Below are 26,493 nucleotides of genomic sequence, written 5' to 3' on the forward strand. Positions count from 1 at the left end.
ATAAAATCACGATAATCGCACTTGCTTTGGGTGCGGTCGGTTTCATTGCCTGTTCGGATTCGGACAGTTCTAGTGACGCAAACGGTGAAGACAACGTGCTCTCTATCAAATTGGGTGAGACGCCTGTCAACGGTGGCGTGCTGTTGCTTGGAAAGGGGGAGAGCTTCTATGAACTAAATCTGGAATCCAACGGTGAGTGGCGTATCGAAAATAATTCCACTTTTATCGATTCGGTCTTGCCGGAATCGGGTTTGGGTAATGCGGATGTGAAAATCCATGTGAAAAAGAATGATTCAGAGGGGCAGCGTAAGGGGAAATTACGTGTCGTTTTTCCCAAGGACACTAGTCTGAATACAGTCATTGATTTGAGGCAGATGTATAGCGGAGATTATGAAGATAATGACGCTTCTTTTGATTCTCTTGAAATGGGTGCGATTTTCGCTTGTAGTTTTATGGGACTGTTTAGCAAGGAGGCTGCGTTACAGTGCCTGACGGATGCGTTTGAGAAGAGTGAAAATTATAGGGTTGATCCCCGTGATGGTAAAATGTATAAATTGGAAAAAATCGGCTCGCAACTTTGGATGGCAGAGAATCTTCTGTATGAAACACCGAATAGCTATTGCTATGACGACAATGCGGATAATTGTAAAAAATATGGTCGACTTTACGAATGGGATGCGGCTATGGAGGCGTGCCCCAAAGGGTGGCACTTGCCGAGTAAGTACGAATGGAATGAATTATTTTATGGAATTGTAAATAATAAGGGCAAGGCTCTCAAATCTACTTCAGACTGGCTGCGCGATGGAAACGGAAGTGATGACTACGGCCTTAACGTTTTGCCTGCAGGTTACAAGGATAGCGAGTATCGTTCCTTAGGTGATATAGCACGGTTCTGGACTTCGACAGATGATCACGGCTATACTGCGTTCTTGGTACGTATAGAAGCGCTTAAAGACGATGCCTATCTGAACGAAGAGGTAAAGTACAACGCAAACAGTGTTCGTTGTCTAAAGGATTAGTTTTTCAGAACAACAAAAATATTCCCTCGTTTGAGGGAATTTTTTATAATTATCAGCAAGATGTTCCAATTTGGAATAATACAGGGTGCAGTGAAATTGCGGTATTTTTTTTCGCATGTTCTATTGACTTTGTTTTGAAAAGAAATATTTTATAGAGAAAAAAGTGGAATTACAAGAAGGAGATTCTGCTATGTCTATCAATACCCTCAAATTTCCCGTGGCAGCGGCTTTAGCCTATGCTGCAACCTTGGGCCTTACAGCCTGCTCCAATTCAGAAGATTCTAGTCCTAGTGGCTCCTCCGCTAAAGAAACGGCGATTTCGGTCGAAGTCTTGGGAAAGACTGTCGGTGACACGTTGGTGTTCGACATGATGGACAGCACCTACGATTTCAAGATCAAAGCTGACGGAAAATGGCGCATCGAGGATGAAACGGAATTTATTCAGTCGATTAGCGAAAAATCCGGTAACGGCGATGCGACCGTCAAAATTCGTATGGTTACGAACTTCCTGGACGAACGTTTTGTGGGCGACTTGCGTATTGTGTTCCCTGAGGACACTTCCCTGAACAAGACGATTACCGTTGTGCAGAAGTATAGTGGCGATTACGATGACAATGCGAATGATGTTTCGCAATCAAACAAGGCCTATGCCATGGGCTATGGTTACGATATGATATCATCGACAGAAGGTTACCTTGATCCCAGTGCGATTAAGTCGGAAGTTTTTGATACCAAAACCTTGTTTGAAGATGGGACTTTTGCTTATGGTCCCAATACGCAGACTTTGGATGAAACGACAGTTACCGGGTCGACAATTTCGGACATCAGTTTTAAGCTGGGTGTCAAGACCAAAATAGAAGGTGGCACGGCGCTTTTCTCGGGAGAGATGAAATCTGCTTTTGATATGTCCAAGACCTCCTATAGTAATTATGAATTTGCGTTGAATTATATCGATGTTACAACGCAGACGATTACCTCGGAAGTACCTTTGGAAATTTTGGCTGATAGTTTAAGTATGATTGTGTCCGCCTATTACGCTATCAATGGCTTGGGACGCACTGGCCAGAAATTCCCTTCGACGAATGCGGGCTTTAGAAGGTTGATTAAGGGATACGGAACGCATGTTGTAATGGGAGCGAAAGTGGGTGGTCGTATTCGTCAGTCCATGACGGTGGATGTGTCCAAGGTAACTTCCTCGTATGATTTGGAGGCTTTTGCCAAGGCTGCTTATAAAGGGCTTGCTGTTAAGGCCGAAGGCTCGGTGGAAGCTAAAATGAAACAGAGTTTTGAAGAAAATAACTCGAATATGTCATTTAAGGTGCATGTTTACGGTGGCGACGCCGGAGTAGGCGCAAGATTGATGAACACTACGAATCGGGCCTTGGATCCGACGGATGTGGATACCTGGAAAGCTTCCGTAGCTAAGGGGAAGGGCGCCCTTATTGGTTTCCCGAGCGATGGCTTGGTTCCGCTTTATGAATTGATTGACGAAACAATCAGTGATTCGACTGCGAAACGTAAAAAATTGCTCAAGGAATATATGGAAAGCAAGGCGTTTGCTTCGGACTTTAACGCCTACTACGAATGCGGTACGGTGACCGAAATCGATGTGCCCAAGATTGAAGACTTGGATACGAATACTTTGATCAAGGATATCTATTCTGGCGGTCAGTTGGTGGCAAAGGCGACCTTGGAGTTTGTGCCGCTCCTGAACATCAAGGAAAAGGTGATGGTCATTTACCCTGTAATCAACAACAAGCCTCGCTATAATTTGGGCTTCTACATTGGTGATAAGGACCATAAGCCGGCTCGTGTTAGTTGGGATGGGACGGATGCAGCAATCGTTGAATATGCCGATATGGATTTCGGTGCAGCAAAGAAGATTTATATCCGAGGCACTTCCGTGTTAAGTACAGCTCCTGAAGGGACAGAAACTCATGTGGGTACGGTTGAAGATGCCTATTTGGCTTCGAAAATTATTAATAAAAATATCAGCGCAGATTTTGATTATAATTATCCGCTAGTCAAAATTTTCGACCATGTTTGGATTCGTCAAGACTATGCAAGTAGCACAACGAGAAAAGGCTTTTTTAGACAACCTGGGTCTGGTCAAGTAGTTGGGGCAAACCCTATGTGGAGAAAGTACGATGCAACTGAGGTTGAAGAATATGTTCCGCTGGGTTGGAAAATTCCATCTGATACGGTTTTCAAAAGTATCGAAAATGAGTTTAAAAAGAATGGCTTGTCAAATATAGGAAAAGCGATGCTTAGAAAAAAAGATTGCGATTCTGAGAAAGAATGTGGCTTACTTGGTTTTAGTGCGGTAAAGTGGAATGATAGTAGGAGTAAGAATTATTATGGCTATGTCAAACCGGATGGTAAGATAGGTTCTGTTGATATAATGTATGATGCGAGTGTCCTTGATTATAACAATGATCGGGATGAAGTGCAACTCCGCATCATCCAGGAATAAAATGACTTGGCGATAACTTTACCCGTATAACAAAAATTTCCCCCACTTGGGGGAATTTTTCTGTATATAGACTATTCTAAGTTGGAGTATTGTTCGAGTTTTTTTTTATTGAATTCGTGTTGAAAAGAATTATTTTACAAAAAAACATCCGTCAAAGAAGGAGAAAATCATGAGCTTTGCAAAAAGTTATAAAATCACGATAATCGCACTTGCTTTGGGTGCGGTCGGTTTCATTGCCTGTTCGGATTCGGACAGTTCTAGTGACGCAAACGGTGAAGACAACGTGCTCTCTATCTGGGTTGGTGATATGCTAGCCAATGGCGATACGCTGATTCTTGGCATGGGTGAAGGTTTTTACGAAATGAGTGTGGAGTCCAGCGGAGAATGGCGTTTTGAAAATGGGACGACTTTCATTGATTCGATTTATCCCGAATCAGGCTCGGGTGATGCGGTTGTAAAAATCCATGTAAAAAAGAATGATTCAGATGAGCGACTTAAGGGAGAATTGCGGGTTGTATACCCTAAGGATACGGATCTGAATACATCAATGGATGTATGGCAGGTGTATAGCGGTGATTATGGAGATAATATGAATGTAGATGATAATACTGTAGTAATGGCGTTTCTCGTTTGTGGCATGTTGGGGTCGGCTGGGATTGCTACAGATGATTGTGCGATAAATGCGCTTAATGGTCTTTTAGGGGCTGATGAGATGAAAAATCGATTGCTGGATTACCGCGATTGGAGAATTTATAAAACGACGGTAATTAAGTCACAGGTTTGGATGGCTGAAAATCTCAGGTATGATTCGGAAGGAGGTCATACTTATTGTTTCAATGATGATAAAGCAAATTGTCGAAAATACGGCCGACTCTATAACTATTATGCGGCAAAAAATGCTTGTCCAGACGGCTGGCATTTGCCGAGCAAAGCTGAATGGCTTACTTTAATAAATGAACTTGGGGGTGAAGCCGCTGCTGGCAAGGCGCTCAAATCTACCTCTGGATGGAAGAGCGAAGGTAACGGGAATGATGACTACAAATTCTCTGCGTTACCCGTAGGTTACTCGATTAAAAATACTTATTATAGCATGGACGAAGAAACTCAGTTTTGGGCATCGACAGGTTATGGAGGCAATGCCTTTTACTTAGTTTCCCTAAATTTCGATAATGATTCGGCTGCAGTGCATCCTAAGGCTGCTCGCTATGGACTCAGTGTTCGTTGTCTAAAGGATTAGGTTGTCAGCGTAAAAAAAATTCCCTCGTTTGAGGGAATTTTTTTATCATTAAGGTAATGATGTTAAGGCTGTTTTTTGGATTCTTTCTACTATTTTCGCTGTATGCCTGCTCCAACAGCGAATCTGTTTTTGATGCTGCGCAAAATCGCTCGGGTGTTGCAAACATTACGCTTGTGGCAAGCATCAATGGCATTGGCGATAACAGCTATAATGACCAGATTTTGGCGGGACTTTTTAGGTTCTACGAAGATCGAGGAGTGCCGTTCCGCTTGGTGCAGCCGGAATCTATGGGCGAGGCGGATTCACTTGTACAGGCGTGGCTCAAGGAAAATGTCGACACCGATTCCTCGATGTTGATTTTGGCTTCTTCCGAATATGTGGGACTGGCAAAAAAACTTGATGTTCGCTTTACGGGGGTAGGCAACAAAGTTTTGTTGTTTGAGGCCGATACGGCGGGACTTCCTCAAGGCGTCAATGCATTCTCGATAGAGCGTTACGGAGCGAGTTACTTGTCGGGGGCGATTCTGGGCATAAATCCCTGCATGATTTTGGCAGCGGCACCTGGCTTTGCGAGCCTTGAAACATCGATTGATGGCTTTAGGAAGGGCTACGATGCGCATAAGACGATAGCAGATACTTTGGGGGTGGATTATCTTACTTACAATAAAAATGATGAAACGGCTTTTAACAACATTGAATTTGCCTACGTGGCCACTTTTTCGATAACGAATTATATTCTAGATGCGGATAGACCTTCGGCTATTTTTCCTTTGTTGGGGGGCGCTATCAAGGGCGTGCGTCGGGCCTTGATCGATTATCCGAATACGGGACACTTTATGATTGGGATGGATGTTGACCAAAGCGGCGTGTTGCCAAAGGTGCCGTTTACTTTGGTCATTGACATTAAGGGGATTGTTATTCGCTACCTGGAAGAATGGGCTTTGGGTAAGGATTGGCCTCGGTTCCGCTCTTTTGGCTTGGGTGACGGTGCCGCATCGATTGTGTTTAACAAGAATTTTGACGATACGAAAGAGTTCGAAGACCGCTATGAAAAGTATTATGACGAAGCGGTTCGTGAGGAGGCTCGCCATGCAAAGAAATAGGCTCGGTTTGCTTCTGTTCTGGATGCTTGCGCTGGCACTTTGCCTATGCGCGTGTTCTGATAATTCCGCTTCTGCCAAGGCCGATGCCAAGACGCTTAAAATCAAGGTCGCCGTCATGGCGAAATCCTCTGAAATGGCCCGCTGGAAACGTAGCGCCGAATGGGCTTTGGAAAATATGGAAAAAGCCCAAGGCGGGCTCGACCAGAAGGTGGAACTGCAACTGGAATTTAAAAACCAGGATGACGCCGATTTCGATGAGTATATGGAAATGGTTGCGGGGGATTCGGACTATGTGGCGATTGTTGGCCCCACGCGATCGGACAAGGCGTACCGCATGGCGGAGCTTTTGCAGAAAAGTACGAAGCCGATTCTTTCGCCCAAGGCGTCGAATGTGGAATACCAGCGTTTTTTTGCCAACATGCCGAACTTGTGGAACTTGGTTGAAAACGATTTTATGCTGATTGAATCAGCTTTTTCGCATTTGGCGAGTTCTTTTGCGTCACTTTTCATGAATGAACTGGAACTTACACTTTTGGCTCCGTCGAGTGAATTGAATGGCGGACTCGTAAGTTCTTATGTCGACTGGATTGGCTTTATGGCCGAAGAATTCGGACTTAAAATTGACAGAATCTTTTTGTACAATGACGAAGCCGAACTGCGGATGCTTACGCAGACTTATTTGGAACGTAAGAAACCGTATAGCGTTTTGTTGTTTGAACCCTATGATGACAAAATGGCCTTAGCCTTTGATGATGAATTGTATCAACAGGATGTCGCTTCTCAAGGTGGCATCCGAGTGGTGTGTTCCAGTAATTTCGTTTCGGATTCTATCGTAAAAAATCTTCATTACGATTTTTACCGTGGCTTTGATTTGTATGCAAGACCCGAGTCCGGGTTTGCGCAAGCTTACCATGAACATTTTGGCGAAGACATTCTCAATGGCGAAGCGCATTTCGTAGATGCTCTGTATATTTTGGCGTATGCCGCGACTTATTCCGTTTCGTCGGGCTTGGAATTGAATGAATCGATTAGAGCTGTGCTCGGAGGAAGGAACGGTACCGGCGGCGATTGGATGATTGCCGGAATGCATGAAAATTTCATGTCGTTGCAGAATGGACGCTTGCCTGATCTGACGGGGGTATCGAGCTCTTGGACTTTCCAGGATAGGGACAACAGTGTGAGCGGTTCAGTGTATCGCGGGTGGAATATTGCTGACCATAAATATGTCACGAACGATTTTACCAGCAACGACGATTCGAAGCATTCAATAAATCCAGAAGAAAATTGGTTGGATTTTTTCAAGGCCGATGTGGATACGAGCTTTTTCGAATATGCAGACTCGAATATTTCTTATAATGACGTTTCGAAACATTGGGCACTTTTGGTTGCAGCCTCATCGGGCTGGGCAAATTACCGGTTTCAGGCGGACATCTTTGCCATTTACCAGAAACTCAAGAAGATGGGGTACGACGATGACCATATTATCGTGATTGCCGAAGATGATCTTGTGGATCATGAACGAAACTTGTATCCGGGAGAACTCTTTATCCGTTTGGATGGAGATAACGTCTATGAAAAGGGTGTGGTTGATTACAAATTAAGTTACGTAACGGCGTCTGACCTAGGAAATATATTAAGGGGGAATTCAAGTGATAAGTTGTCAAAGGTCCTCCGTGCAAAGTCGACCGACAATGTTTTTGTCTTTTGGAGTGGTCATGGGATGCCGGGATACCTGAATTTTGGAAATGACAAAATCAGTTACGAACAGATTATTTCGCTGGTGAAACAGATCCCGCACCGCAAGGTGCTGGTTGCCGTGGAGGCCTGCTATAGCGGAGGTCTTGGTGAAACTGCGGAAAAGGCGGATATTCCTGGTATCGTTTTTCTAACAGCGGCGTCGCCTTATGAAACGAGTAAGGCGGATGAACGAAACGAAGAAATGGGCGTATACTTGACGAACCGTTTTACTCGAGGTTTTACGGAACTGCTTGATGAGACTCCCGACGCAACGCTGAGGGACATGTACATCGAAATCGCGAGTAAAATTTCAGGTTCGCATGTGCAGTTGTACAATATGAACCATTATGGAAATATCTACAAAGAAACGATGGGTGAGTTTTTTGTAGTGAAGTGAACTGCCTATAATAAAAAAACACCCCCTATGGGGGTGTATTTTATTGTCCAAGTTGGAATAATTTACTTGATTCTGAGTCTCGCGTATTCGTACAGACCGAGCGAGAGTGCCACCGAGGCGTTGTAGGAATGCGCTTCGGGCATCATCGGAATGCGGAGCACGGCGTCGCACTGCTTGCGAATGAACGGCGGGAGGCCTACGTCTTCGCCACCGACGGCAATCACGGCCTGGTCGCTGAATTCAAAGCCGGCGAGGTTCGTTTCGGTGTCGGCGTCGAGACCGAGAATCTGGTAGCCTGCGAGCTTGAGTTCGCCGACGGCGGCTTCCAGGTTGTTCGGGCGGCAAATCTTCATCTTGTCGAGAGCGCCTGCGGCAGAGCGGGCGACAGCCGGCGTAATGCCGCACATGCCCTTGGCCGGGAGCATCAAGAGGTCTACGCCGAGGGCGAGCGCGCTACGGATGCAGGCGCCCAGGTTACGCGGGTCTTCGATGTTGGTGCCTACGGCAATCAGCTTGCGTTCGCCGTTTTCCTTGGCCTTAAAATATTCTTCGCGAATGTCTTCCCAAACCAGGAGTTCCTTTTCGTTCAAGAGAGCGACCACGCCGTGGTGTTGCGTGGTGTAGGTGTTCAGAACCTTGGAATCGACTTGCTGCACGTGCACGTGGGCGCGCTTGGCGAGCTTTTGCAGTTCGTAGAGCTTGGGATTGCCCGATTGGTGCATAAAGAGCACGCGGTGGACTTGCATGGGACTACGTTCCAAAAGGTCGGTCACTTCGCGGATGCCGCCGATTGCAGTTTGCGGGGCGCCATCGGGATCGCCAAAACTCACGCGGCGGTCGCCATCGGTTTTACGGCGGGTAAAGCCATCGCGCTTTTCGAAGTTGTCGCGAGGTTTAAAGTTATCGCGCGACTTGAAACCGTCGCGGCGTTCAAAACCTTCGCGAGGTTCGCGGAAACCGTCACGAGATTCGCGGTCCTTGAAGTTGTGGCGAATGATGCCGAATTCTGTTTCCTTATCGGAATTCTTGTTGAATGCCATAATGCAATCCTTTATCTAAAATCCTTAGGGCTTTTCCCTACAAATGATAATCTGGTTCATCTTGATGTCGGTCAGTTTTTGCACGAGCGGCTCGACGCTAATCTGCTTTGGCGTTGCAATGCCTGCCTTGTGGGCGTTCGGGTGCTTTGCCAAGAACCGATCGTAGTAACCCTTGCCGTGTCCGCAGCGTTCGCCGGTCAGGTTGAACTTGGTGCCGGGAACCAGGAACACGGTGAAGTCGCCTTCGTAGGCCGGAATATCGCCGCGCGGTTCCATGATGCCGAACTTGCCCTTGACCAAATCTTTCTTGAGGCTTTGCACGTGGCAGAATTCCATGGTCGTGGGGCCCGTGCAGCGGGGGAGCAGCAAGCGGTCTTCGTCGGCGAGCTGCTCGATAATCGGCATAATATTCGGTTCGCCCGTGAGCGGGTAGAAGGCCGCCACCTTGCGCGATTCCCTGTAGCCCTTGATGGCGTGGATTTCTTCCCACGGGTTTCCGATAAGTTCTTCGCCATCGCGTTTTTTGCGCAACATCTCGAAAAGCGGCCTGGAGCCGAAAATCAAGAGGAGTAAGGCTGAAACGAGAAGTATAGATTCCATGATATGCCTGCGGGGGATTTGTCCAGTAGCGGGCGGTTGAGGTGAGTTGAAAAAATTTAGTCGGGGTCGCCTACGCGCTTTGCGTTGGGCAAGTTCTGTTGCAAAATTTCAGTCCACAGGACGCGCTGCCAGTTCATGAGGTGCGCCTCTTCGTAGCGGGCCTCCCAGGGCATGTCACCAGGAGCGGCAAGCCAAATGAGCTGCGCCTTGTTGGCCAAGAGCGACGGGTCGAGCTCCAGTTCTTCGGCTTTAAGGTCGCGCCAGGTCTTGAGCACCGAAAGCAGGTCGGAGTTCGGCACCACCGGCGGGGGCGGGGCCTTGGGCAGGCGTTCGGGCCAGTCCGATTGCGGAACGGCCACTGCGGTCTGCAGCATGTTCACGAACGAATCCAGACGCTCGTCGCGAAAATTGCGGGGGAGCTTCGGCAACTTTTCCAAGTCCACTGTCGGGAAGTTCGCCTCGCTGCGGCGTGCAATGGCAAGCATGAGTTCCACCGGCATCACCTTGTAGGGCGGGCGGTCCAGTTCCTGAGCCTGGTTTTCGCGCCATTCCCAGAGGAACTTGAGCACGTTCAAGGCGCACGGCGAAAGCGGTGCAGAACCCGTGACGCGCCAGGGGTCCTTTCTCTGAGGCGCGGGGTGCTTGGCATGTTCAATCAAGGCGTCGCACTGTTCGGTAAGCCAACTCATGCGGCCTGCTTCTTGCAACTTTTCTACGAGAATCGCGCAGAGTTCGTGCAGGTAGAACGTGTCGTGAATGGCGTATTCGCACATTTCGAGCGGCAGCGGACGCGTGGTCCAGTCGGCACGTTGGTTTTCTTTCTTGAGTTCGTCACCAAAGTATTCGCGGACCAAGTCCGCAAGGCCCAGGTGATCTTCGCCCAGAATCTTTGCCGCGAGCATGGTATCGAAAATCTGCTTGGGCGAGAATCCGTAAGTCTGCCACAGCAGTCGCAAGTCGTAGTCGGCGCCGTGGAAAATGAGCGTCTGCATGGCGCGGGCCTTGAACAAAGGGGCAAGGTCAAGCCCACACAGCGGGTCCACAATGTAGTGGTGTTCGCCGATGGTAATCTGGATCAGGCAAAGACGGGTGGTATAATGGTACATGGAATCCGCCTCGGTATCGACGGCGGCCATTTCGTACAGCTCCAAATCCGCCAGCAAATTCGCCAGCGATTCTTCGCTATCTACCAATATGTATTTCTCGTCTTGCATTGTTGGGGTGAAATGTAATAAAATTTTTAAGAGAGGGTGGGGGGCTCCGCCCCTAAAATCCTTAAGGTATCACACTGATTCGATTTTACTAACGTAAAATCTGCTTTGTAAAATGAAATAAATTTTTCGGGAATTTGGTATTCAGTTGGCTGAAAATGGCGTGTATAGTAATAGAGGGCTTTATAAACGTCTTCTACCCACTTGATATATACACGTTAAATAGGTATATTGAATGATACAAAGTTTTGCAGACAGAGAAACAGAACTCGTCTATAATCAGGAGCTTTCAAGACGGTTGCCTAATACAATCCAAAAGGTGGCCTTGAGAAAACTAATGATGATAGACAATGCCGAATCATTGAACGATTTGCGAATACCTCCGAATAATCGTTTGGAGGCTTTGCATGGAGACCGAGAAGGACAATACTCTATACGCATAAACGATCAATGGCGTATCTGTTTTTCGATGAACGAAGGGAATTTTTATAACGTTGAGATTGTTGACTACCACTAGGAGCAGACCATGAGCAAGCATATTGAAACACCTACTATCGGAGAAATCTTGAACGAAGAGTTTTTTACGCCTATGGGTTTGTCTGCCTACAAGGTTGCCCAGGCGATCAATGTTCCTGTTTCAAGGATCCAGGACATTCTTCATGACCGCAGACGAATTACAGTTGATACCTCTTTGAGGCTTGCCAAGTTCTTTGGTGTTTCCGACGATTATTTCATCTCTTTGCAAGATGATATTGATATTCGCAATTTGAAAATTGAAATCGCCGAGGAGCTTAAGAATATCAAGACCTTTGTGCCGGTGTAAAATGCTTCATATCGGTTGAAGGGATTGCGGCTGCGCCAGTCTCCGAGCTTTGCTTGAGAGCGGTCAAAGGGATTGATTCGTCGCTAGTCTCCGGTCTGCGACCGGCTAGCTCCTCACCCTGGCGGGCTTATCGCTGCGCTCAAAGTCCTAAACAACTCGCAAGCACTTCGTGCGCCTCGTTGTTTAGTCGGCCCCTCTTCTCGTCTCCGAGTCCCGTTCACGCGAATAAAAAAGAACGCCACCGTTAAGGTGGCGTTTCTTTTTTAGAGCGGGAAAAGGGACTCGGACCCTCGACCCCGACCTTGGCAAGGTCGTGCTCTACCAACTGAGCTATTCCCGCGGGGTTGCCCAATTATAGAATAATTGGGCGGAGGTGTCAAGGGGATTGACGCAAAAAATCAAATTTTTTGCGGGCTTAGTGGTGGCCGTACCCGTTCGGATTGTTCTTTTGCCAGTTCCAGGCGTCGCGGCACATTTCCTCGATGCCGAACTGGGCCTTCCAGCCAAGTTCCTTGTATGCCTTTTCGGGGGTGCAGTAGCAGGTGGCGATGTCGCCTGCACGGCGGGGCTTGATGCTGTAGGGCACCTTGACTCCGTTCACCTTTTCAAAGGCGTGCACCACGTCGAGCACGGAGTAGCCGTGGCCTGTACCCAGGTTGTAGATGGCGAGTCCGCACTTGTTTTCGATGGCCTTGAGGGCGCTCACGTGGCCCGAGGCGAGGTCGCAAACGTGAATGTAGTCGCGAACGCCGGTTCCATCGGGGGTGTCGTAGTCGTTGCCGAACACGCCGAGTTCCTTGCGGATGCCCACGGCGGTCTGCGTGATGTAAGGCATTAAGTTGTTTGGAATGCCGTTCGGGTCTTCGCCGATTTTGCCACTCGGGTGTGCACCAATCGGGTTAAAGTAACGCAACAGCACCACGTTCCATTCTGGGTCTGCCTTCTGCACGTCGATCAGTACCTGTTCCAGCATTGACTTTGTCTGACCGTAAGGGTTGGTGATGGCGCCCTTCGGACATTTTTCGGTAATGGGAATTTCGGCGGGGTTACCGTACACGGTGGCCGACGACGAGAAGATGAAATTTTTGCAGCCGTTTTTGCGCATGGCGTTCAACAGCACGAAGGTTGCGTTCATGTTGTTTTCGTAGTATTCCAGCGGCTTGGCGACCGATTCGCCCACGGCCTTGAGTCCGGCAAAGTGAATGCAGGCGTCAAAGTGGTTTTCTTTGAAAATCTTGTCCATGGCGGCTGCATCGCGGGCGTCCGCCTTGATAAAGGGAATTTCTTGCCCGACGATTTCGCCGACTCTGCGGAGCGATTCGTCGCAGGAATTAACCAGGTTGTCGACGGCGACAACGGAATGGCCTGCCTTATAAAGTTCGATAATCGTGTGGCTGCCAATATAACCTGCGCCACCAATAACTGCAATTTTCATTACAAAACCTCAATTTTTGGCTAAAAATATAAAAATGGGGGAGCTTGGGCGATTTTTTCGAGAAAAAGGGACGAATTTTGGGCTTTTGACCTTGACGGAACGCTGGTAAAAATGTATATATGAAAATATGAATAATTGTTCATGTGTTAAAAATACGAAAAACGAAGTCTCGATGGATGTTCTTTTCGAACTTTCGGAGTTTTTCAAGTTCTTTGGCGATACCACGCGTATCCGCATCATCCATTTGATGCTTTCGGGCGAAATTTCGGTGAACGATATTGCCGAAAAGTTGAACCTGGAACAGTCCGTGGTAAGTCACCAGTTGCGCATTCTGCGTACGGCGAACTTGGTCAAGCCGCGTCGCGATGGTCGCAAGATGTTCTATTCGCTGGACGATGAACATATCGGATTGATTTTCAATACGGGTCTCACGCATATTCTGCACAAGAAGGGTAAGTAAATGCCTGCTGTTTTAGAAATTCTGGAAAAGTTTGTTTGGCAATTCATTACGCTGTTTTCGGAGATGGCGCCGTTCCTTTTGCTCGGCTTTTTGCTTGCGGGCATTTTGCATGTGTGGGTGCCGAATCACTTGTATGTGCCAAAGATTGCGAAGCCGAACTTTAAGTCGGTATTGTGGGCGGCCTTGTTCGGGGTTCCGCTTCCGATTTGTAGCTGTGGCGTGATTCCGACTTCGATTGCGCTCCGTAAAGAAGGCGCGAGCAAGGGCGCGAGCGTGAGCTTCTTGATTTCGACGCCTGCGACGGGTGTGGATTCTATTTTGGCAACGTATTCGCTGCTGGGCGGACCGTTTGCGATTTTGCGCCCGGTGGCCGCTTTTGTGACGGCAATGCTTGGCGGCGTGTTTACGAATCTGGTCACGAAAAACGAGCCGGAAACAGGTGTTGCTGTCATTGGCGAATCTCACGAGCATGAGCATCACCACGGACATCATCATGAACACCACGAAGGTTGTGGTTGCGAAGGCGACTGCTGCTCTTGCGACCATGACGATGATGATGAACACGAAAAAAAGTCTTTTGCGCAGAAGGTGAAAGAAACGTTTGAATATGGCTTTGTGAATATGATTGGCGATGTAAGCAAGTGGCTGATTATTGGCCTTTTGCTGGGCGCCTTGATTGCGGCCTTTGTTCCGGATGATTTCTTCTTGTTCTTGCACGAATATCCTCTGCTTTGCATGTTGGTGGTGCTGGTGCTTGCCATGCCTATGTACACTTGCGCGACGGGTTCCATTCCGCTGGCTTTGGCTCTTGTTGAAAAAGGTGTTACGCCGGGGGCAGCCTTGGTGCTGCTGATGGCTGGCCCTGCTACGAGTATTGCTAGCATGCTGGTGGTGGGCAAGGCCTTTGGCAAGCGAACTCTCGCGGCCTATCTCGTTTCGATTGCACTCGGTGCCATGTTCTTTGGCTTTATTGTCGACACGTTCCTGATGGATACGTTCCTTGCCTCGATGCTTCCGCATGGTTCTGCAGAATGTCACGGTCACGGAGCTCTCGGTGTGTTTGACTACGTTTGCGCAATCGTATTTGCTGCGTTGATTATTTATGCGAAGTTTGCGCATAAGGGCTGTGGCTGCGGACATTGCGGCTGCGGTTGTGGCGATCATGATTGCTGCTGCGAAGGTGAAGATCATTGTGAATGCGAAGAACATCACCACCATGAACATCATCATGAACACGGTGAAGGCGAATGCCATTGCCATGAACATTCTAATGAACATCACCATGACGAACATGTTGTGGAAACTTATCGCGTGAATGGCATGAACTGCAGCCATTGCAAGGCTTGCGTCGAGAAGGCGGTAAGGGCTCTAGACGGTGTGATTTCGGCTGAAGCCGATGTCGCGAAAAAGGAACTCCGTGTGGAGTGGCATGACGAAGACGATATAAACGAAACCGCCCTCAAGAAGGCGGTCGATGAAGCCGGATTTGAATTCGTCGGAAAAGTTTAACGGGCGAACTGTTTAGTGGGCGCGGCTTGCGAAAATTTCGAAATCTTCGGGAGTCGTAAGCTTGTCGTTCAGGTTGTTGCCCTTCACGATGTAGACGCTTTCGCCGAAATATTCGAGAATGCTGGCCTCGTCGGTGGGCGTGAAGTTTAAAGGCTCTGCGGCAATGCGCCCGTAGAGCTTTTTCAGTAAGGCAATCGAGGCCGCCTGCGGGGTCTGTGCCATCCATACGGTGTTGCGGTCGATGGTCTGCTGCACGCAGCCGTCTTTTGCAATCTTGATGGTGTCGACAGTGGGCTTTGCCACAAGGCAACTGCCCTTGGTAACAAGCGTTTCGCAAACGTCGCGGATGATTTCTTTGCTGATGAATGGGCGGGCCACATCGTGTACCAGCACGAATTCGGCATTGCTGGTGAGCGCGTTTACGCCGTTTTCGACGGACTGCCAGCGCTCTGCACCGCCTACGACGATTTTCATCTTGGCACGGATGAGCTCGCGCAGTTCTTCGTTTCCGCTTTCACCAAAGATTTCTTTTTCGAAATGATCTTTCCAGTCGGCGGGCACGGCCATCACGACTTCGGCGATTTCATCCATCGAAAGGAAGGTCTCGAGGCTGTAACGGTAAACGGGCTTGCCGCCCAAAACCATAAGCTGCTTGGGAATGTTTCCGCCCATGCGCTTGCCGAGTCCCCCGGCGGGGAGCACTGCCGCGAAATTTCCTTTCATGTCTGCCATAGCCAAATCCAATCGTTACTTTAAAATTTAATCGCCCACGTGGCCGTTGTGGAGGCGTTCAAGGTAATCCTTGGTTTCTTTCGAGACAATTCCGCTCAAGAGAATCAGTGCGACCAGGTTCGGGAACGCCATGAGGCCGTTGAAGATGTCGGCACTGGTCCATACGGCGCTCACTGTGAGGTACGGGCCAATGAAGATAGCGGCGATGTAGACCCAGCGGTAAATCAGGGTGGCCTTTTCGTTCTTGCCGCCCATCAGGTACTGCAGGCACTTTTCGGAATAGTATGCCCAGCCAAGAATCGTGGTGAACGCGAAAAACACCAAAGCGATGGCGAGGAAGAACGGTGCGATGACAGAACCGGCCGGAACGATGGCAAGGCCGCGGGAGAAGGCTTCCATGGTGATGTTCACGCCTTCGAGACCGAGCTTCGGATCCCATGCGCCCGAAACCACGATGGCAAGGCCAGTCATGGTACAAATGATAATGGTGTCGAAGAAGGTGCCTGTCATGCAGACGAGACCCTGACGAACCGGTTCCTTGGTCTTGGCGGCTGCCGCTGCAATTGGGGCAGAACCGAGGCCTGCTTCGTTACTGAAGATGCCGCGGGCGATACCCTTCTGCATCGCGATAAAGATGGTGCCGACGGCACCGCCGGTAATGGCGCTCGGGTTGAATGCGGCTTGCACGATTGTCTGGATTGCCAGCGGAATCTGGGCGAAGTTCAAAAGCAGCAAGAGCATGCAGGCGAGAATGTAGATAATCGCCATAATCGGGACAATGTAGGTCGAAACTTTTGCGATGCGCTTTAAGCCGCCGATGATAACGGTTGCTGCAAAAATCGTAACCAAAAGGCCTGCGATGGCGGTGGTCCAAGAAACGGAATTGCCACCGAGGTTAATGAATTCAGGGGCGTTCGGGGTGAGGCGGGCCATGGCGCTGGTGATACCGTTCACCTGAGTGATGGTGCCTATACCGAGGAGTCCCGCGCCAATGCCGAATACGGCAAATATGACAGCGAGCCATTTCATGTTCCAGCCAAAGCGTTCCTTGATGCCAGTTTCGATGTAGTAGAACGGGCCTCCCAAAACCTTGCCGTCTTTGCCGATGGTGCGGTACTTGACGGCGAGCAGGCCTTCGGCATACTTGGTGGCCATACCGAGGAATGCGGCGACTTCCATCCAGAAGAGGGCGCCCGGACCACCTGTACCGATAGCGGTGGCGACACCCACGATGTTACCCGTGCCGATTGTGGCTGCAAGGGCTGTGCAGAGGGCGCCAAAACTCGAAACTTCGCCTTCGCCGCCTTTTTCGTTGTGGAGCATGTAACGCAGTGCGTTGGGCAAGTTCAGAACTTGCATGCAGCCGAGGCGGATAGTGAGCAGGAATCCTACGAAGAGGATAATGACAATCAGGGGAACTCCCCAAACGTAGCCGTCAATAGAATCCAAAATGGAATTAAGAGTTTCCATAAAAATCCCGTGAAAAAGGGTGGCTGATTTAATGAACGGGCAAAATATAGAAATAAAAAATATATATATGGTTATATGAAGTGGTGTGTGATTCTGATGTGTGCGCTTTCGGGCCTGTTTTGTGCTTGCTCCAGCTCGGACAAGTCAACGTCTCAGAATGATGCCATTGACGACGAGTTGCCGGATGAACCGAATCTGGATTCGCTCACTCTGGGTGATACACTTTCTGTAAAAGATTCCCTTGATATTGAAGACACTCTTGCAAAAGAAGAGGTGGTTCCGGCGGGAATGCTTTTGGTGAAGGCTAAAGGAGCGACCGTTGTCCTGGAATCCATGAAGGTCAAGTTCAGCTATGATTTTTGGATTTCGAAGAGCGAAGTGACGTGTGGCGAATTTAACGCCTTGATGAAACCTGCAACGGGGCTTGCGCTTGCATGCGAAAACGATTCGCTGCCGGTAACGGATTTGACTTATTACGATGCAGTCCTTTTGGCGAATGAACGTAGCAAGGCCGAAGGCTTTGATACGGCCTACACTTACTTGAAAAAGTACTTGGATTCCGACAAGCATTGTGTCCGCCTAGAAGGCTTTGAATACCTGCCCGCCAAAAAGGCTGTTCATTTGCCGACAGAAGCCGAATGGATTTTTGCGGCAAATCAAGATTGGAATCCCCAAGAAAAGGCTTGGACCGCCGATAATTCAGATTACAAGCTGCACCCTGTTTGTAGTAAGGCTGATGAAGGTGAAATCTGTGATATGGCGGGCAATGCGCTGGAATGGGTAAACGACTGGTTTGGCCGCTTGCGCGATACCACGGTGACAAACTTTGTGGGCGCTCCAGATGGAGGCTCGCTTGGCCAACGTGTTGTGAAAGGCGGCAGCTATCGCAATCAGGCCGCACTCATCAATGTGCTTTCGCGTGGAGATATCTACACGGTGACATCTGTTGCACGCGAAGATTATGTCGGCTTCCGTTTGGCTTATGGCGATATCCCTAATGCCGTATGGATGGGCGACAATGGCCGCGTTGCCTCTAGCAAGGTGACTCCGCTTGCAAATGCGACATCGATTTATTCGTACACCGATAGCTATAAGACAAAGCTCGTGTTCCGTAACGAAGAATCCGGGAATTTGTCCTATATTGATTATTCCAACGGCGCGCTTTCGGTGGTAGAAATTGTCGATACGCTTGAATCTTACCATCCAGAAATTTCGCCTGATGGAAACCATGTGGCGTTTTGCACGCAGTTCGAGGGCAACGAAGGAGAATCGAGCCTTTATGTGCGCGACTTGAATGCGGAAGGTTCGAATCTAGTCAAGTTGAATGTGAAAAGTGCGGCGATTCCGCGCTGGCGTGTTCTTGAAAACGGAGATACGGTGATTGTCTATGTGACAGATGTCGGTGTCAACAAGAGCGAAGCTACGTTCCTGTCTAATTCCACGTGGCAGGTGCCTTTTGCAAATGGTAAATTCGGCACACCGCAAAAGCTTTTTGACGGTGCTTATCATGGTGGAATCAGTGACGATGACCGTTTGGCTGTGACGGGGGCGCGCCTTTTGCGAGCTCGCGTCGATGATCGCGATACCCTTTGGTACAATGGGGAACAGGCTTGCAATGTGTCGCTTTCGAAAGACGGCCAAAAGCAGACGCTGTTCCTTGATTTTGCTAGCGCCACGGGCAAGAATTTTGTGGGCTCAAAGTATTCGGCGCACCAGTATATTTTTGTGGCGGATAGTTCTGGTAAGTTGATCCAGTCGGTTGCCGCACCTAAAGGCTTTACGTTTGATCATACGGAATGGGTGGCCGGAGATGGTCGATTGGCTGTGGCGACACTCACGAACAGTAATGGTTCCCACACCGAAATCGTTCTGGTCAATATGTCCGATGGCAGCGTCGTGGAGCTTGCCAAGGGCAACGAGCTTTGGCACCCGAATCTTTGGATCTATACGAATCCGCGTGCTGCTGAAAATAAAACGCTTGATAAGGATAGCGCGGGGGTCTATATGAACCCCGAAGATGCCTTGGCATCTTACATGATGCGGAATAACATGGAGCTATTATGGCGCTATCGGGATTCTGCGAATGTCGTGATTCTCGGCTCTTCGAGACCTTTGAATGCGCTGTCTCCCAAGGAATTCTCGTCGCCGTTTTTTGCGGTGAATTTTGCCCATGTGCCGAACTCCATTTATGCCTCTCATGATTATCTTGAAAGGTATTTGCTCGTTCACTTGAAAAAGCTGAAGTATATCGTGATTTCTTTGGATATCGACTTTTGGTATAAGACGGATGGTCCGGAGAGCGATAACTTCTTTGCGACGAGTTTCTACGATTATCCGGGTTATGTGTACGATGCGAATCACGACTACTGGAAAGACGGATACCCGGATGGCTTGCTAGAAAGTACCGAGAATGCCATTTCGATGGTGGAATACGACCGTTATTTTGCCGACCGCGGACGCTTTATGGCCAACGAATGCTACTCCTGGGGCGATACGGTAGAGATTACCTTGGATTCAACCTATTATGACGATAAAATGTATTTGATCGAGAATAGTCTCGAGACCTTGAAAAAAATTATTGAAATGGCGGCGGAAAAAGATATATATGTCGTGGGCTTGATTTTGCCGCAGAACCCGAAATACAAGGAAACAGGCGCGTTTGGCCGCTATGGCTTGCGCCGTAGTGTGGCGAAAACAATCATTGAGGAAATTGCGGGATACAAAACACTGTATCCTAATTTCGCTTTGCTAGATGAAAATAAAATGGGCGAGCACGATTACTCCGATGACATGGCGCTAGATTTCGATCATTTGTGCGCTGCTGGCGCTCCCAAAATTACTTCTCGCGTTGATTCCCTTTTGAAAACTTTAAAATGACGGAACGCTAAAAACACTTTCCCTTTTAAATTGCTATTTTTTGACACGGAATAAACAAAAAGAGGATTCTATGTGCGAAAATTGCAATTCTAATCGTCCCGTCCGTGTCCGTTTTGCTCCCAGTCCTACGGGCTACTTGCATGTGGGCGGTGCGCGTACCGCTATTTACAACTACTTTTTTGCAAAACACATGGGCGGTACGTTCTACCTGCGTATCGAAGATACCGACCGTAAGCGTTACAACGAAACTGCATTGCACGACTTGATGCGCGACCTCAAGTGGTTGGGCCTGCAGTGGGACGAAGGTCCAGGTTGCGAAGGCGACTGCGGTCCGTACTTCCAGAGCGAACGCTTGGATATTTATCACCGCGAAATCAAGAAGCTCCTGGATGCCGGCTACGCCTACTACTGCTTCTGCTCCGAAGAACGCCTGCAGGAAGTCCGCGCCGAACAGGAAAAGTCTCACGTGCCGGTTACCGGTTACGACCGCCACTGCCGTAATATCAGCCGCGAAGAAGCCGAAGCCCGCATTGCCGCCGGCGAAAAGGCCGTGATCCGTTTCAAGGTTCCCGAAACCGGTGTCACCGAATTCGATGACATGATTCGCGGCCACATCAGCTACCAGAACGAACTTCTGGACGACCTCGTGCTCATCAAGCGCGACGGTTACCCGACTTACCATTTTGCAAGCGTCGTTGACGACCACCTGATGGGTACCACTCACGTGCTCCGCGGCGATGAATGGATTAGCTCTACGCCGAAGCATGAACTCTTGTACAAGGCCTTTGGCTGGCAGCCGCCCGTATGGTGCCACCTGCCGGTGATTCTTGACAAGAACGGCGGTAAACTTTCTAAGCGTAAGGGCGCCGCCTCTGTGGGTGACTTCCGCGACCTCGGCTACCTGCCCGAAACGCTGGTGAACTACTTGGCTCTCCTCGGCTGGAACCCGGGCGATGACCGCGAAGTCATGACCATCAAGGAAATGGTTGATAGCTTTACGCTCGAACGCATTAACCCGAAGTCCGCCAGCTTTGACGAAAAGAAGCTGCAGTGGATGAACGGCCAGCACATTCACCTGTGCGATGACGGCATGCTCAAGGGAATCATGAAGGAAGGACTCGTTGCCAAGGGTATCGACCTCTCCAAGGAACCGGAAGCCCGTCTCGACGAAATCGTGAAGCAGCTCAAGCCGCGTGCCCACTTTGTGCAGGACTTGGCCGACATGGCCGTGTACTTCTTTGTGGCTCCGACCACTTACGATGAAAAGGGTGCCAAGAAGCACTTTGGCGAAGGCTCCAAGGAAGTGGCAACGCTCGTGCGCGATATGCTCGCCTCCATTGAAGACTTCAAGACTCCCGTCATCGAAAAGGGTTTCTATGACCTGGCCGAACGTTGCGGTCACAAGGTCGGTGAACTCGTCGGTGCCCCGCGTCTTGCCGTGTCCGGTGTTACCGCAGGCCCTGGCTTGTGGGAAATGTTTGAACTCATTGGTAAAGAAGAAGTGCTCCGCCGTATCGACGTGGCTCTTCCGCTCATGAAGTAAACCGTAAGACATGCGCGAACAGTTCCCTCACAGATTGTACTCTCAGAGGCTTTTTTGCCGACGCTGCCAGAAGGTAGTGGAACACGGCGTATTTGCCCGCGAGGCGTATTCAACCTTTGGGGGAATGGATCCGCATATTCCTCTTTTATGTTGTTGTGAATCCTGCGGCACCATGTTTGTTGCTTTTTCGAACGAATTCGTTTTTTGCAACAGGGAATATGTCAATCGCGACTATACCAAAATTTACGGCTACAACCGCATCAAGGCGGGCGATTGGGTTTATTTTAAAGGTTCGCCCAAGCCGGGCTTTGTCAAGAGCATCTTCCAGACGCCCGACAAGTTGATTTTGGTTGTCACTTATGACGGCGGCCCCTTTCAAAGAATTGAAAAACCCAGGGTTACGATAGAAGACGAAGAATCCCCCGAAGGGTATCGCCTTTTGCCGATTCAGAGCGCGCAGACACTTTTGGGCGACTACATTTACCACGCCATTCGTGACCAGTTTGGTATAGCCGTTGGCTTGGTCAACGACGGCGAAAAAGACAAGCTCGCGGTTTTGTTGAAAGACCATACGCTGGTGTTTATTACGCTCCCGCCTTTGGCTCAGAATCTGTCGAACGAAAAGCTGTGTGCTACGGTGCAGGGCAAGCTTGCCCAGGTGTTCCCGGAACATTGCGATAAAATTTCGGTCGAAGCGGGGCAGGGCATTATTTACCTGAACGGCCTTGTCAAGAACCTGTCTATCCAGCGGGCGGTGGTAAAGTGCGTGAACGCTTTGCCCAAGGTGCGCGGCTGTGTGGACTTTACCCGCGTGGTAGTGCCGCCGTTTATGACCGACGAACAGATTGAAAAGTCTGTGTACGACCAGCTGGATGCTTCGGCGACGCGCTTGTTCGATTGCAAGGTGCGTGTGCAGGATGGCAAGGTGCAGGTCGAGGCGTTTTGCTATGAAAACGAACGCCCGAAGGATTTGGATAACCGCTTGGCTGAAATTCCGGGCGTACGCGACTTGATTTGCCTGGTGACAGAAGTTTATGATCCTGTAAACGTAGAAGTCTGCCAAAAGGTAGAGTCGGAAATTGCGTCGAGTTCTTTTTTACGCGGCGCAAATGTTAGAATATCTTGCAATAACCGCAGGTTTTTGCTGGAAGGGAGTGTGACTTCGCTATTGCAAAAGGAACTTGCCTTTGCGACACTCCTCAAGAATGTAAAGACGACGTCCATTGAAAACCGTTTAAGAATAGTTTAGGAGGTGCCTATGGCTACCGGTTACGAAAAAATTAATGCGATAAAGAACAAGCTGAAAGTCAAGCAGACGGTGAATGACTTGGCTCGTCTGATGAATTGCGGCCCCCGTACTATTTTCCGCCATTTGGAAGTGATTGGCGAAGAAAACTGCGGTCTACGTAAGTTCAAGGAAAATGGTGAAACCTATTACATTATCCAGACCGAAAAAGAAGCGAATTTCAACCAGGAAGTCGTAAAGCAGCTTGAAAAGATCAAGAAGAGTTTGCCTGCAAATGCCGCTCCCGATATCAAGACGGTCAAGCTTCTGGATAAGGTCATCAAGACCATGCAGACCACGAATCCCGAAGACTTCAAGCCCGAGGCGATTTCGACGGACCCGGATTACGTTCTGGATTACGGCCCCTTCAGCGACGACAAGTTGCAAGACACTATGGTCAATCGCGTGCTCAAGGCAATTCACGACGGTTTTTCCATCAAGATCCATTACCGCCCCTCCGGCAAGGGCCATACGGACGCCGAAGAGGTGACCCTGGAAGTGAACCCGGTCAAGGTAATTATGCGCGTAGACACGCTTTACCTGGTGGCTGGTGAAATGGATGAAAAGGGAAACCAGATTTTCAAGAATTACGTTTTTGAACGCATTGACAGCGTGACCGAAACGAATCACGCCATGCCCAAGTTTGTGTTCGATGCCAAGCTGCATTACAAGTACTGCTTTGGCAAGTATTCTGGCCAGGGCGCTCCCGAAGATGTATCTCTTGAAATCAAGTCGACCTCCAAGTGGTTGCAGTCGCAGTTTGAACGCTCGCATTTCTTCCCTGAAATTTCGAAGCGCTTCGACAAGAACAAGAACATGATTGTCGACATGAAACTGCGCATTACGCCGGATTTGGAAACCTGGCTGATGGGTGTTGCGACGGATGTCCGCATTCTTAAACCTGCATCGCTTAAAGAAAGCGTGAAGAAGTTATTGAAAAAGGCTCTCGCTGAGATGGATGCCTAAAATGGAATCGCATAATCTTTCTGACTATAATTTTGAATTCCCTAAGGAACTGATTGCCAGCCGTACGGCGGGCAAGGGGAAAACCCGTATTTTGCATTGCCCCAAGGATGGCGGTGAACGCCGCATTCTGAAGGCTCCTGAAATTGTCGACCTTTTTAAGCCGGGCGATTGCCTGGTGGTAAATAACACGAAGGTGATTCCGGCCCGATTGTACGGCCACACCATGCACGGCGGCGAAGTCGAAACGCTCTTGGTGCAGGCTTTGATTCCCGCTGAAGACGGCTCAGCCCGCTACGAGGCGCAGGTCCGCCCGGGTAAGGCTTTCAAGATCGGTCGCGAACTTGAAATTGCCGGCGTCAAGACGGTTGTCGAAGACATCAAGGAAGACGGCGCTCGCGTGCTGCGCTTTGCGGTAACGCCTGTGGAACTGGAGACGGTGATGAACCGCGAAGGACACGTGCCTCTGCCGCCTTACATTGACCGCCCCGATGACGAAGACGACAAGAAGGCTTACCAGACGATTTTCGCGAAGTATTCGGGTGCGGTGGCTGCTCCGACGGCTAGCCTCCACTTTAGCGAAGAAATGCTCGAAGCCTTGAAGGCGAAGGGTGTTTACGTTGCCGAAGTCACGCTGCATGTGGGCCCGGGAACCTTCCAGAATATCTCTGTCGAAGACTTTACGCAGCACAAGATGCATGGCGAACATTACGAGCTCACTGCCGAAAATGCCGACATCATCAACAAGGCCAAGCGCGATGGTGGTCGCATTGTAACGGTGGGCACCACGAGTACCCGCGTCATCGAAACGATTGCCGACGCGAACGGATTCCTGAAGCCGCAAAAGGGCGTGACCCATGCGTTCTTCTATCCGGGTTACCGCTACAAGATTGTGGATGGCTTGCTGACCAATTTCCACTGGCCCAAGAGTAGCCTCATCTTGCTGGTGTCCGCCTTCTATGGCCGCGAAAATACCCTCGAAGCCTACAAAATGGCGGTTGAAAACAAGATGAAGTTTTTCAGCTACGGCGACGGAATGCTGATTCTTTAGAGTCCGCTTTTTAACGCGCGCTCTGGAATCCAGAACCAGTCGGGTCGGAATTCCAGCTCGTAACAAGCTTCGTAGATGGCCTTGCCCAGTACATAGGGCGAGGCCTCTTCTTTTAATTGCGCAACGGAAATGCCGGATTCACGGCTGTAGCCTTGCAAAAAGGCTTCGGCCGTGACTTGCTCGAATTCCTTGTCGCCGCGGACGGCGCTGGCATAGGCGAAGCTGCGGAGCATGCCGGCTATGTCGGCGGCGGGGGAGCGGAGCCTGCGCCTGTATTCCAGAGTGCGGGTGGGTTCGCCTTCGAAGTCCAGCACGATAAACTTTCCGTCTTTATAAAGCAATTGCCCTAAGTGATAATCCCCGTGAATGCGCTGCGGTTGGAGCGCATGTGTGCCCGCATTGTCACCCCGGACTTGCTGCGACCGGATGCTTTCCACGCGAGCGATTAAGTTCTCTTTCCCATTCGCCTTCAAAAGCCCAATGAGCTTGTCAAAGGGAACTTCTTCGGCCTGCGCGGGCGTGCCTTCTAGATCCTTGAGCGCCTTGTGCATTTGGGCGGTGGTGCGCCCGAGTTCGAATGCGGCGTCTGCAAAAAAGTTCTGGCTGCCGGTTTGCGCTTTCTCATTTGGTGTGCGGACCATCAAATCCCATGCATTCTGGGCGTCGGGAACGTGTTCTTCGAGAATCCCGAGGGTACGTGTTTCGCCGTCTTTTGTGTAGCTGAAATCGCCGTAGAAATCCGGGGCGATTTTGGGAAGGCCTTGTGCCGCTTTTTGGCTCAGGTGCTTCATGATTTCGGCTTCGGGGTGTTCGCCGACTTGCAAACGGCGGTACAGCTTGAAAAAGAATTCTCCCTTGGAGTAGAACGCGGAATTGCTTTGCTCGGCGTTCAGGGGCCGTGCGTGCAGCAATGTTTCTTTCGGAAAATTTGGGCCGAAGTATTCGGCGAGTACCGCGCCTATTTTGGACTCGTCTTCGATGACGCAGTAGTAGTCCCGTTCGCCGCTTTCAAAAAGAACTTGGATAATCGAAACTTTTGTGCCGCCGATGGGGATGCTGTCGAGTTTTTCGATAGAACGGATTTGACGGCCCTTGCCCATGAACCAGCGTTTTCTTGAAATGTCCTCAATCATCGCACATCTCGCATCACACATTTCACATTAGCCTCTGGCCTTAAGCGGTGGAAAATACCCTTGGGCGCGGAGGGTGGCGAGAATTTTGAGTTGCGTTTCGAGAGGTTCTTTGAGAATGCCTTCGAGCACGAAATCGGGAATGCGCTTTTGCGGACAGAATTCCCTGGGAATATCTTTAAAATCGGACAGTTGCCAGTTCACGAGAAGCTTGGGCAGGAATTGATCCCACGGAAACAGGTCGTTTGGCTTGAGGTAAAAACGGGCGGGCTTTTTGCCGTCTTTGGCTTCGAGCAATAGGGAACCGTCCCTAAAGCAACTAAAAAGCACAGCCTGCCTTTCCTCGTTCGAGGTGGCGGGCTGCGCTTGAATAACCAACACCATTTTCAAAGTACGAA

Annotated in this window: 22 protein-coding genes and 1 tRNA gene; 14 read left to right on the top strand and 9 right to left on the bottom strand. The window is 49.6% G+C overall.

What is annotated here, in order from left to right; all coding sequences use genetic code 11:
- The 5 genes from B7989_RS04235 to B7989_RS04250 all read left to right on the top strand — a co-directional run.
- The coding region (locus tag B7989_RS04235; RefSeq protein ID WP_304529066.1) for an FISUMP domain-containing protein at positions 1-1,019 on the top strand (1,019 nt) is incomplete at its 5' end.
- Positions 1,020-1,209: 190 nt separating this feature from the next.
- Positions 1,210-3,492, top strand: a complete 2,283-nt coding sequence (locus B7989_RS04240; RefSeq protein WP_088627371.1) for an MAC/perforin domain-containing protein — start codon at positions 1,210-1,212, stop codon at positions 3,490-3,492.
- A gap of 169 nt (positions 3,493-3,661) precedes the next feature.
- Positions 3,662-4,729 carry an FISUMP domain-containing protein gene (locus B7989_RS04245; RefSeq protein ID WP_088627372.1) on the top strand — a complete coding sequence of 356 codons (1,068 nt, stop codon included), beginning with the start codon at positions 3,662-3,664 and terminating at the stop codon, positions 4,727-4,729.
- Between the two features lie 56 nt (positions 4,730-4,785).
- Entirely contained in the window at positions 4,786-5,832 is a 1,047-nt protein-coding gene (locus B7989_RS13955) for a hypothetical protein (protein ID WP_158212864.1), read from the top strand.
- Complete coding sequence (locus B7989_RS04250) at positions 5,819-7,966, top strand: C13 family peptidase (protein ID WP_158212865.1); 2,148 nt, start codon at positions 5,819-5,821, stop codon at positions 7,964-7,966. Before B7989_RS13955 ends, B7989_RS04250 begins: the two co-directional genes overlap by 14 nt.
- A gap of 62 nt (positions 7,967-8,028) precedes the next feature.
- Here B7989_RS04250 and B7989_RS04255 read toward each other — a convergent pair whose 3' ends face one another.
- Genes B7989_RS04255 through B7989_RS04265 form a run of 3 tightly spaced genes read right to left on the bottom strand, consistent with a single transcriptional unit; the run spans position 8,029 to position 10,820 of the window.
- Positions 8,029-9,006, bottom strand: a complete 978-nt coding sequence (locus tag B7989_RS04255; protein WP_088627374.1) for an RNA methyltransferase — start codon at positions 9,004-9,006, stop codon at positions 8,029-8,031.
- 24 nt (positions 9,007-9,030) lie between these two features.
- Positions 9,031-9,606, bottom strand: coding sequence for a 5-formyltetrahydrofolate cyclo-ligase (locus B7989_RS04260; protein WP_088627375.1), 576 nt, complete (start codon positions 9,604-9,606; stop codon positions 9,031-9,033).
- Positions 9,607-9,662: 56 nt separating this feature from the next.
- Positions 9,663-10,820 carry an HRDC domain-containing protein gene (locus tag B7989_RS04265; protein ID WP_088627376.1) on the bottom strand — a complete coding sequence of 386 codons (1,158 nt, stop codon included), beginning with the start codon at positions 10,818-10,820 and terminating at the stop codon, positions 9,663-9,665.
- A gap of 232 nt (positions 10,821-11,052) precedes the next feature.
- Here B7989_RS04265 and B7989_RS14315 point away from each other — a divergent pair, with 232 nt between their 5' ends.
- Both B7989_RS14315 and B7989_RS04275 read left to right on the top strand, forming a co-directional pair.
- The gene (locus B7989_RS14315) at positions 11,053-11,334 is read left to right on the top strand and encodes a type II toxin-antitoxin system RelE/ParE family toxin (protein ID WP_088627377.1); all 282 of its coding nucleotides are present in this window, start codon (positions 11,053-11,055) and stop codon (positions 11,332-11,334) included.
- 9 nt (positions 11,335-11,343) lie between these two features.
- Positions 11,344-11,640: a HigA family addiction module antitoxin gene (locus B7989_RS04275; RefSeq protein WP_088627378.1), complete on the top strand. Its 297-nt coding sequence runs from the start codon at positions 11,344-11,346 to the stop codon at positions 11,638-11,640.
- Positions 11,641-11,907: 267 nt separating this feature from the next.
- On the opposite strand, the gene B7989_RS04280 is transcribed toward B7989_RS04275, so the two are convergent.
- Positions 11,908-11,980: transfer RNA gene (locus tag B7989_RS04280), tRNA-Gly, on the bottom strand.
- Between the two features lie 75 nt (positions 11,981-12,055).
- Positions 12,056-13,075 carry a UDP-glucose 4-epimerase GalE gene (gene galE, locus B7989_RS04285; RefSeq protein WP_088627379.1) on the bottom strand — a complete coding sequence of 340 codons (1,020 nt, stop codon included), beginning with the start codon at positions 13,073-13,075 and terminating at the stop codon, positions 12,056-12,058.
- 127 nt (positions 13,076-13,202) lie between these two features.
- On the opposite strand from galE, the gene B7989_RS04290 reads away from it, so the two are divergent.
- Both B7989_RS04290 and B7989_RS04295 read left to right on the top strand, forming a co-directional pair.
- The gene (locus tag B7989_RS04290) at positions 13,203-13,535 is read left to right on the top strand and encodes a helix-turn-helix transcriptional regulator (RefSeq protein ID WP_088627380.1); all 333 of its coding nucleotides are present in this window, start codon (positions 13,203-13,205) and stop codon (positions 13,533-13,535) included.
- On the top strand, positions 13,536-15,044 hold the full coding sequence (locus B7989_RS04295; RefSeq protein WP_088627381.1) for an SO_0444 family Cu/Zn efflux transporter: 1,509 nt from the start codon (positions 13,536-13,538) through the stop codon (positions 15,042-15,044).
- Positions 15,045-15,056: 12 nt separating this feature from the next.
- Here B7989_RS04295 and ispD read toward each other — a convergent pair whose 3' ends face one another.
- Both ispD and B7989_RS04305 read right to left on the bottom strand, forming a co-directional pair.
- Positions 15,057-15,776 carry a 2-C-methyl-D-erythritol 4-phosphate cytidylyltransferase gene (gene ispD, locus B7989_RS04300; RefSeq protein WP_233144244.1) on the bottom strand — a complete coding sequence of 240 codons (720 nt, stop codon included), beginning with the start codon at positions 15,774-15,776 and terminating at the stop codon, positions 15,057-15,059.
- A gap of 27 nt (positions 15,777-15,803) precedes the next feature.
- A complete protein-coding gene (locus B7989_RS04305; RefSeq protein ID WP_088627382.1) occupies positions 15,804-17,246 on the bottom strand; it encodes a sodium:alanine symporter family protein in 1,443 nt (480 codons plus the stop codon).
- A gap of 75 nt (positions 17,247-17,321) precedes the next feature.
- Here B7989_RS04305 and B7989_RS04310 point away from each other — a divergent pair, with 75 nt between their 5' ends.
- The 5 genes from B7989_RS04310 to queA all read left to right on the top strand — a co-directional run bounded on the left by B7989_RS04310 (position 17,322) and on the right by queA (position 24,965).
- Positions 17,322-20,123: a TIGR02171 family protein gene (locus tag B7989_RS04310; RefSeq protein ID WP_088627383.1), complete on the top strand. Its 2,802-nt coding sequence runs from the start codon at positions 17,322-17,324 to the stop codon at positions 20,121-20,123.
- A 70-nt stretch (positions 20,124-20,193) separates the two neighbouring features.
- Positions 20,194-21,666 carry a glutamate--tRNA ligase gene (gene gltX / locus B7989_RS04315; protein WP_088627384.1) on the top strand — a complete coding sequence of 491 codons (1,473 nt, stop codon included), beginning with the start codon at positions 20,194-20,196 and terminating at the stop codon, positions 21,664-21,666.
- Between the two features lie 172 nt (positions 21,667-21,838).
- Entirely contained in the window at positions 21,839-22,915 is a 1,077-nt protein-coding gene (locus B7989_RS04320; protein ID WP_088627385.1) for a BON domain-containing protein, read from the top strand.
- 9 nt (positions 22,916-22,924) lie between these two features.
- Complete coding sequence (locus B7989_RS04325; protein ID WP_088627386.1) at positions 22,925-23,917, top strand: YafY family protein; 993 nt, start codon at positions 22,925-22,927, stop codon at positions 23,915-23,917.
- A gap of 1 nt (position 23,918) precedes the next feature.
- Entirely contained in the window at positions 23,919-24,965 is a 1,047-nt protein-coding gene (gene queA / locus B7989_RS04330) for a tRNA preQ1(34) S-adenosylmethionine ribosyltransferase-isomerase QueA (protein ID WP_088627387.1), read from the top strand.
- Here the strand turns inward: queA and B7989_RS04335 are convergent.
- Together B7989_RS04335 and B7989_RS04340 are read right to left on the bottom strand one after the other, a co-directional pair.
- Positions 24,962-26,098 carry a phosphotransferase gene (locus tag B7989_RS04335; RefSeq protein ID WP_158212866.1) on the bottom strand — a complete coding sequence of 379 codons (1,137 nt, stop codon included), beginning with the start codon at positions 26,096-26,098 and terminating at the stop codon, positions 24,962-24,964. The genes queA and B7989_RS04335 overlap by 4 nt on opposite strands.
- Before the next feature lie 27 nt (positions 26,099-26,125).
- Positions 26,126-26,476: a hypothetical protein gene (locus B7989_RS04340; RefSeq protein ID WP_144264964.1), complete on the bottom strand. Its 351-nt coding sequence runs from the start codon at positions 26,474-26,476 to the stop codon at positions 26,126-26,128.
- Between the last annotated feature and the right edge of the window lie 17 nt (positions 26,477-26,493).

The sequence above is a fragment of the Fibrobacter sp. UWB5 genome (assembly GCF_002210295.1).
Lineage (GTDB): Bacteria > Fibrobacterota > Fibrobacteria > Fibrobacterales > Fibrobacteraceae > Fibrobacter.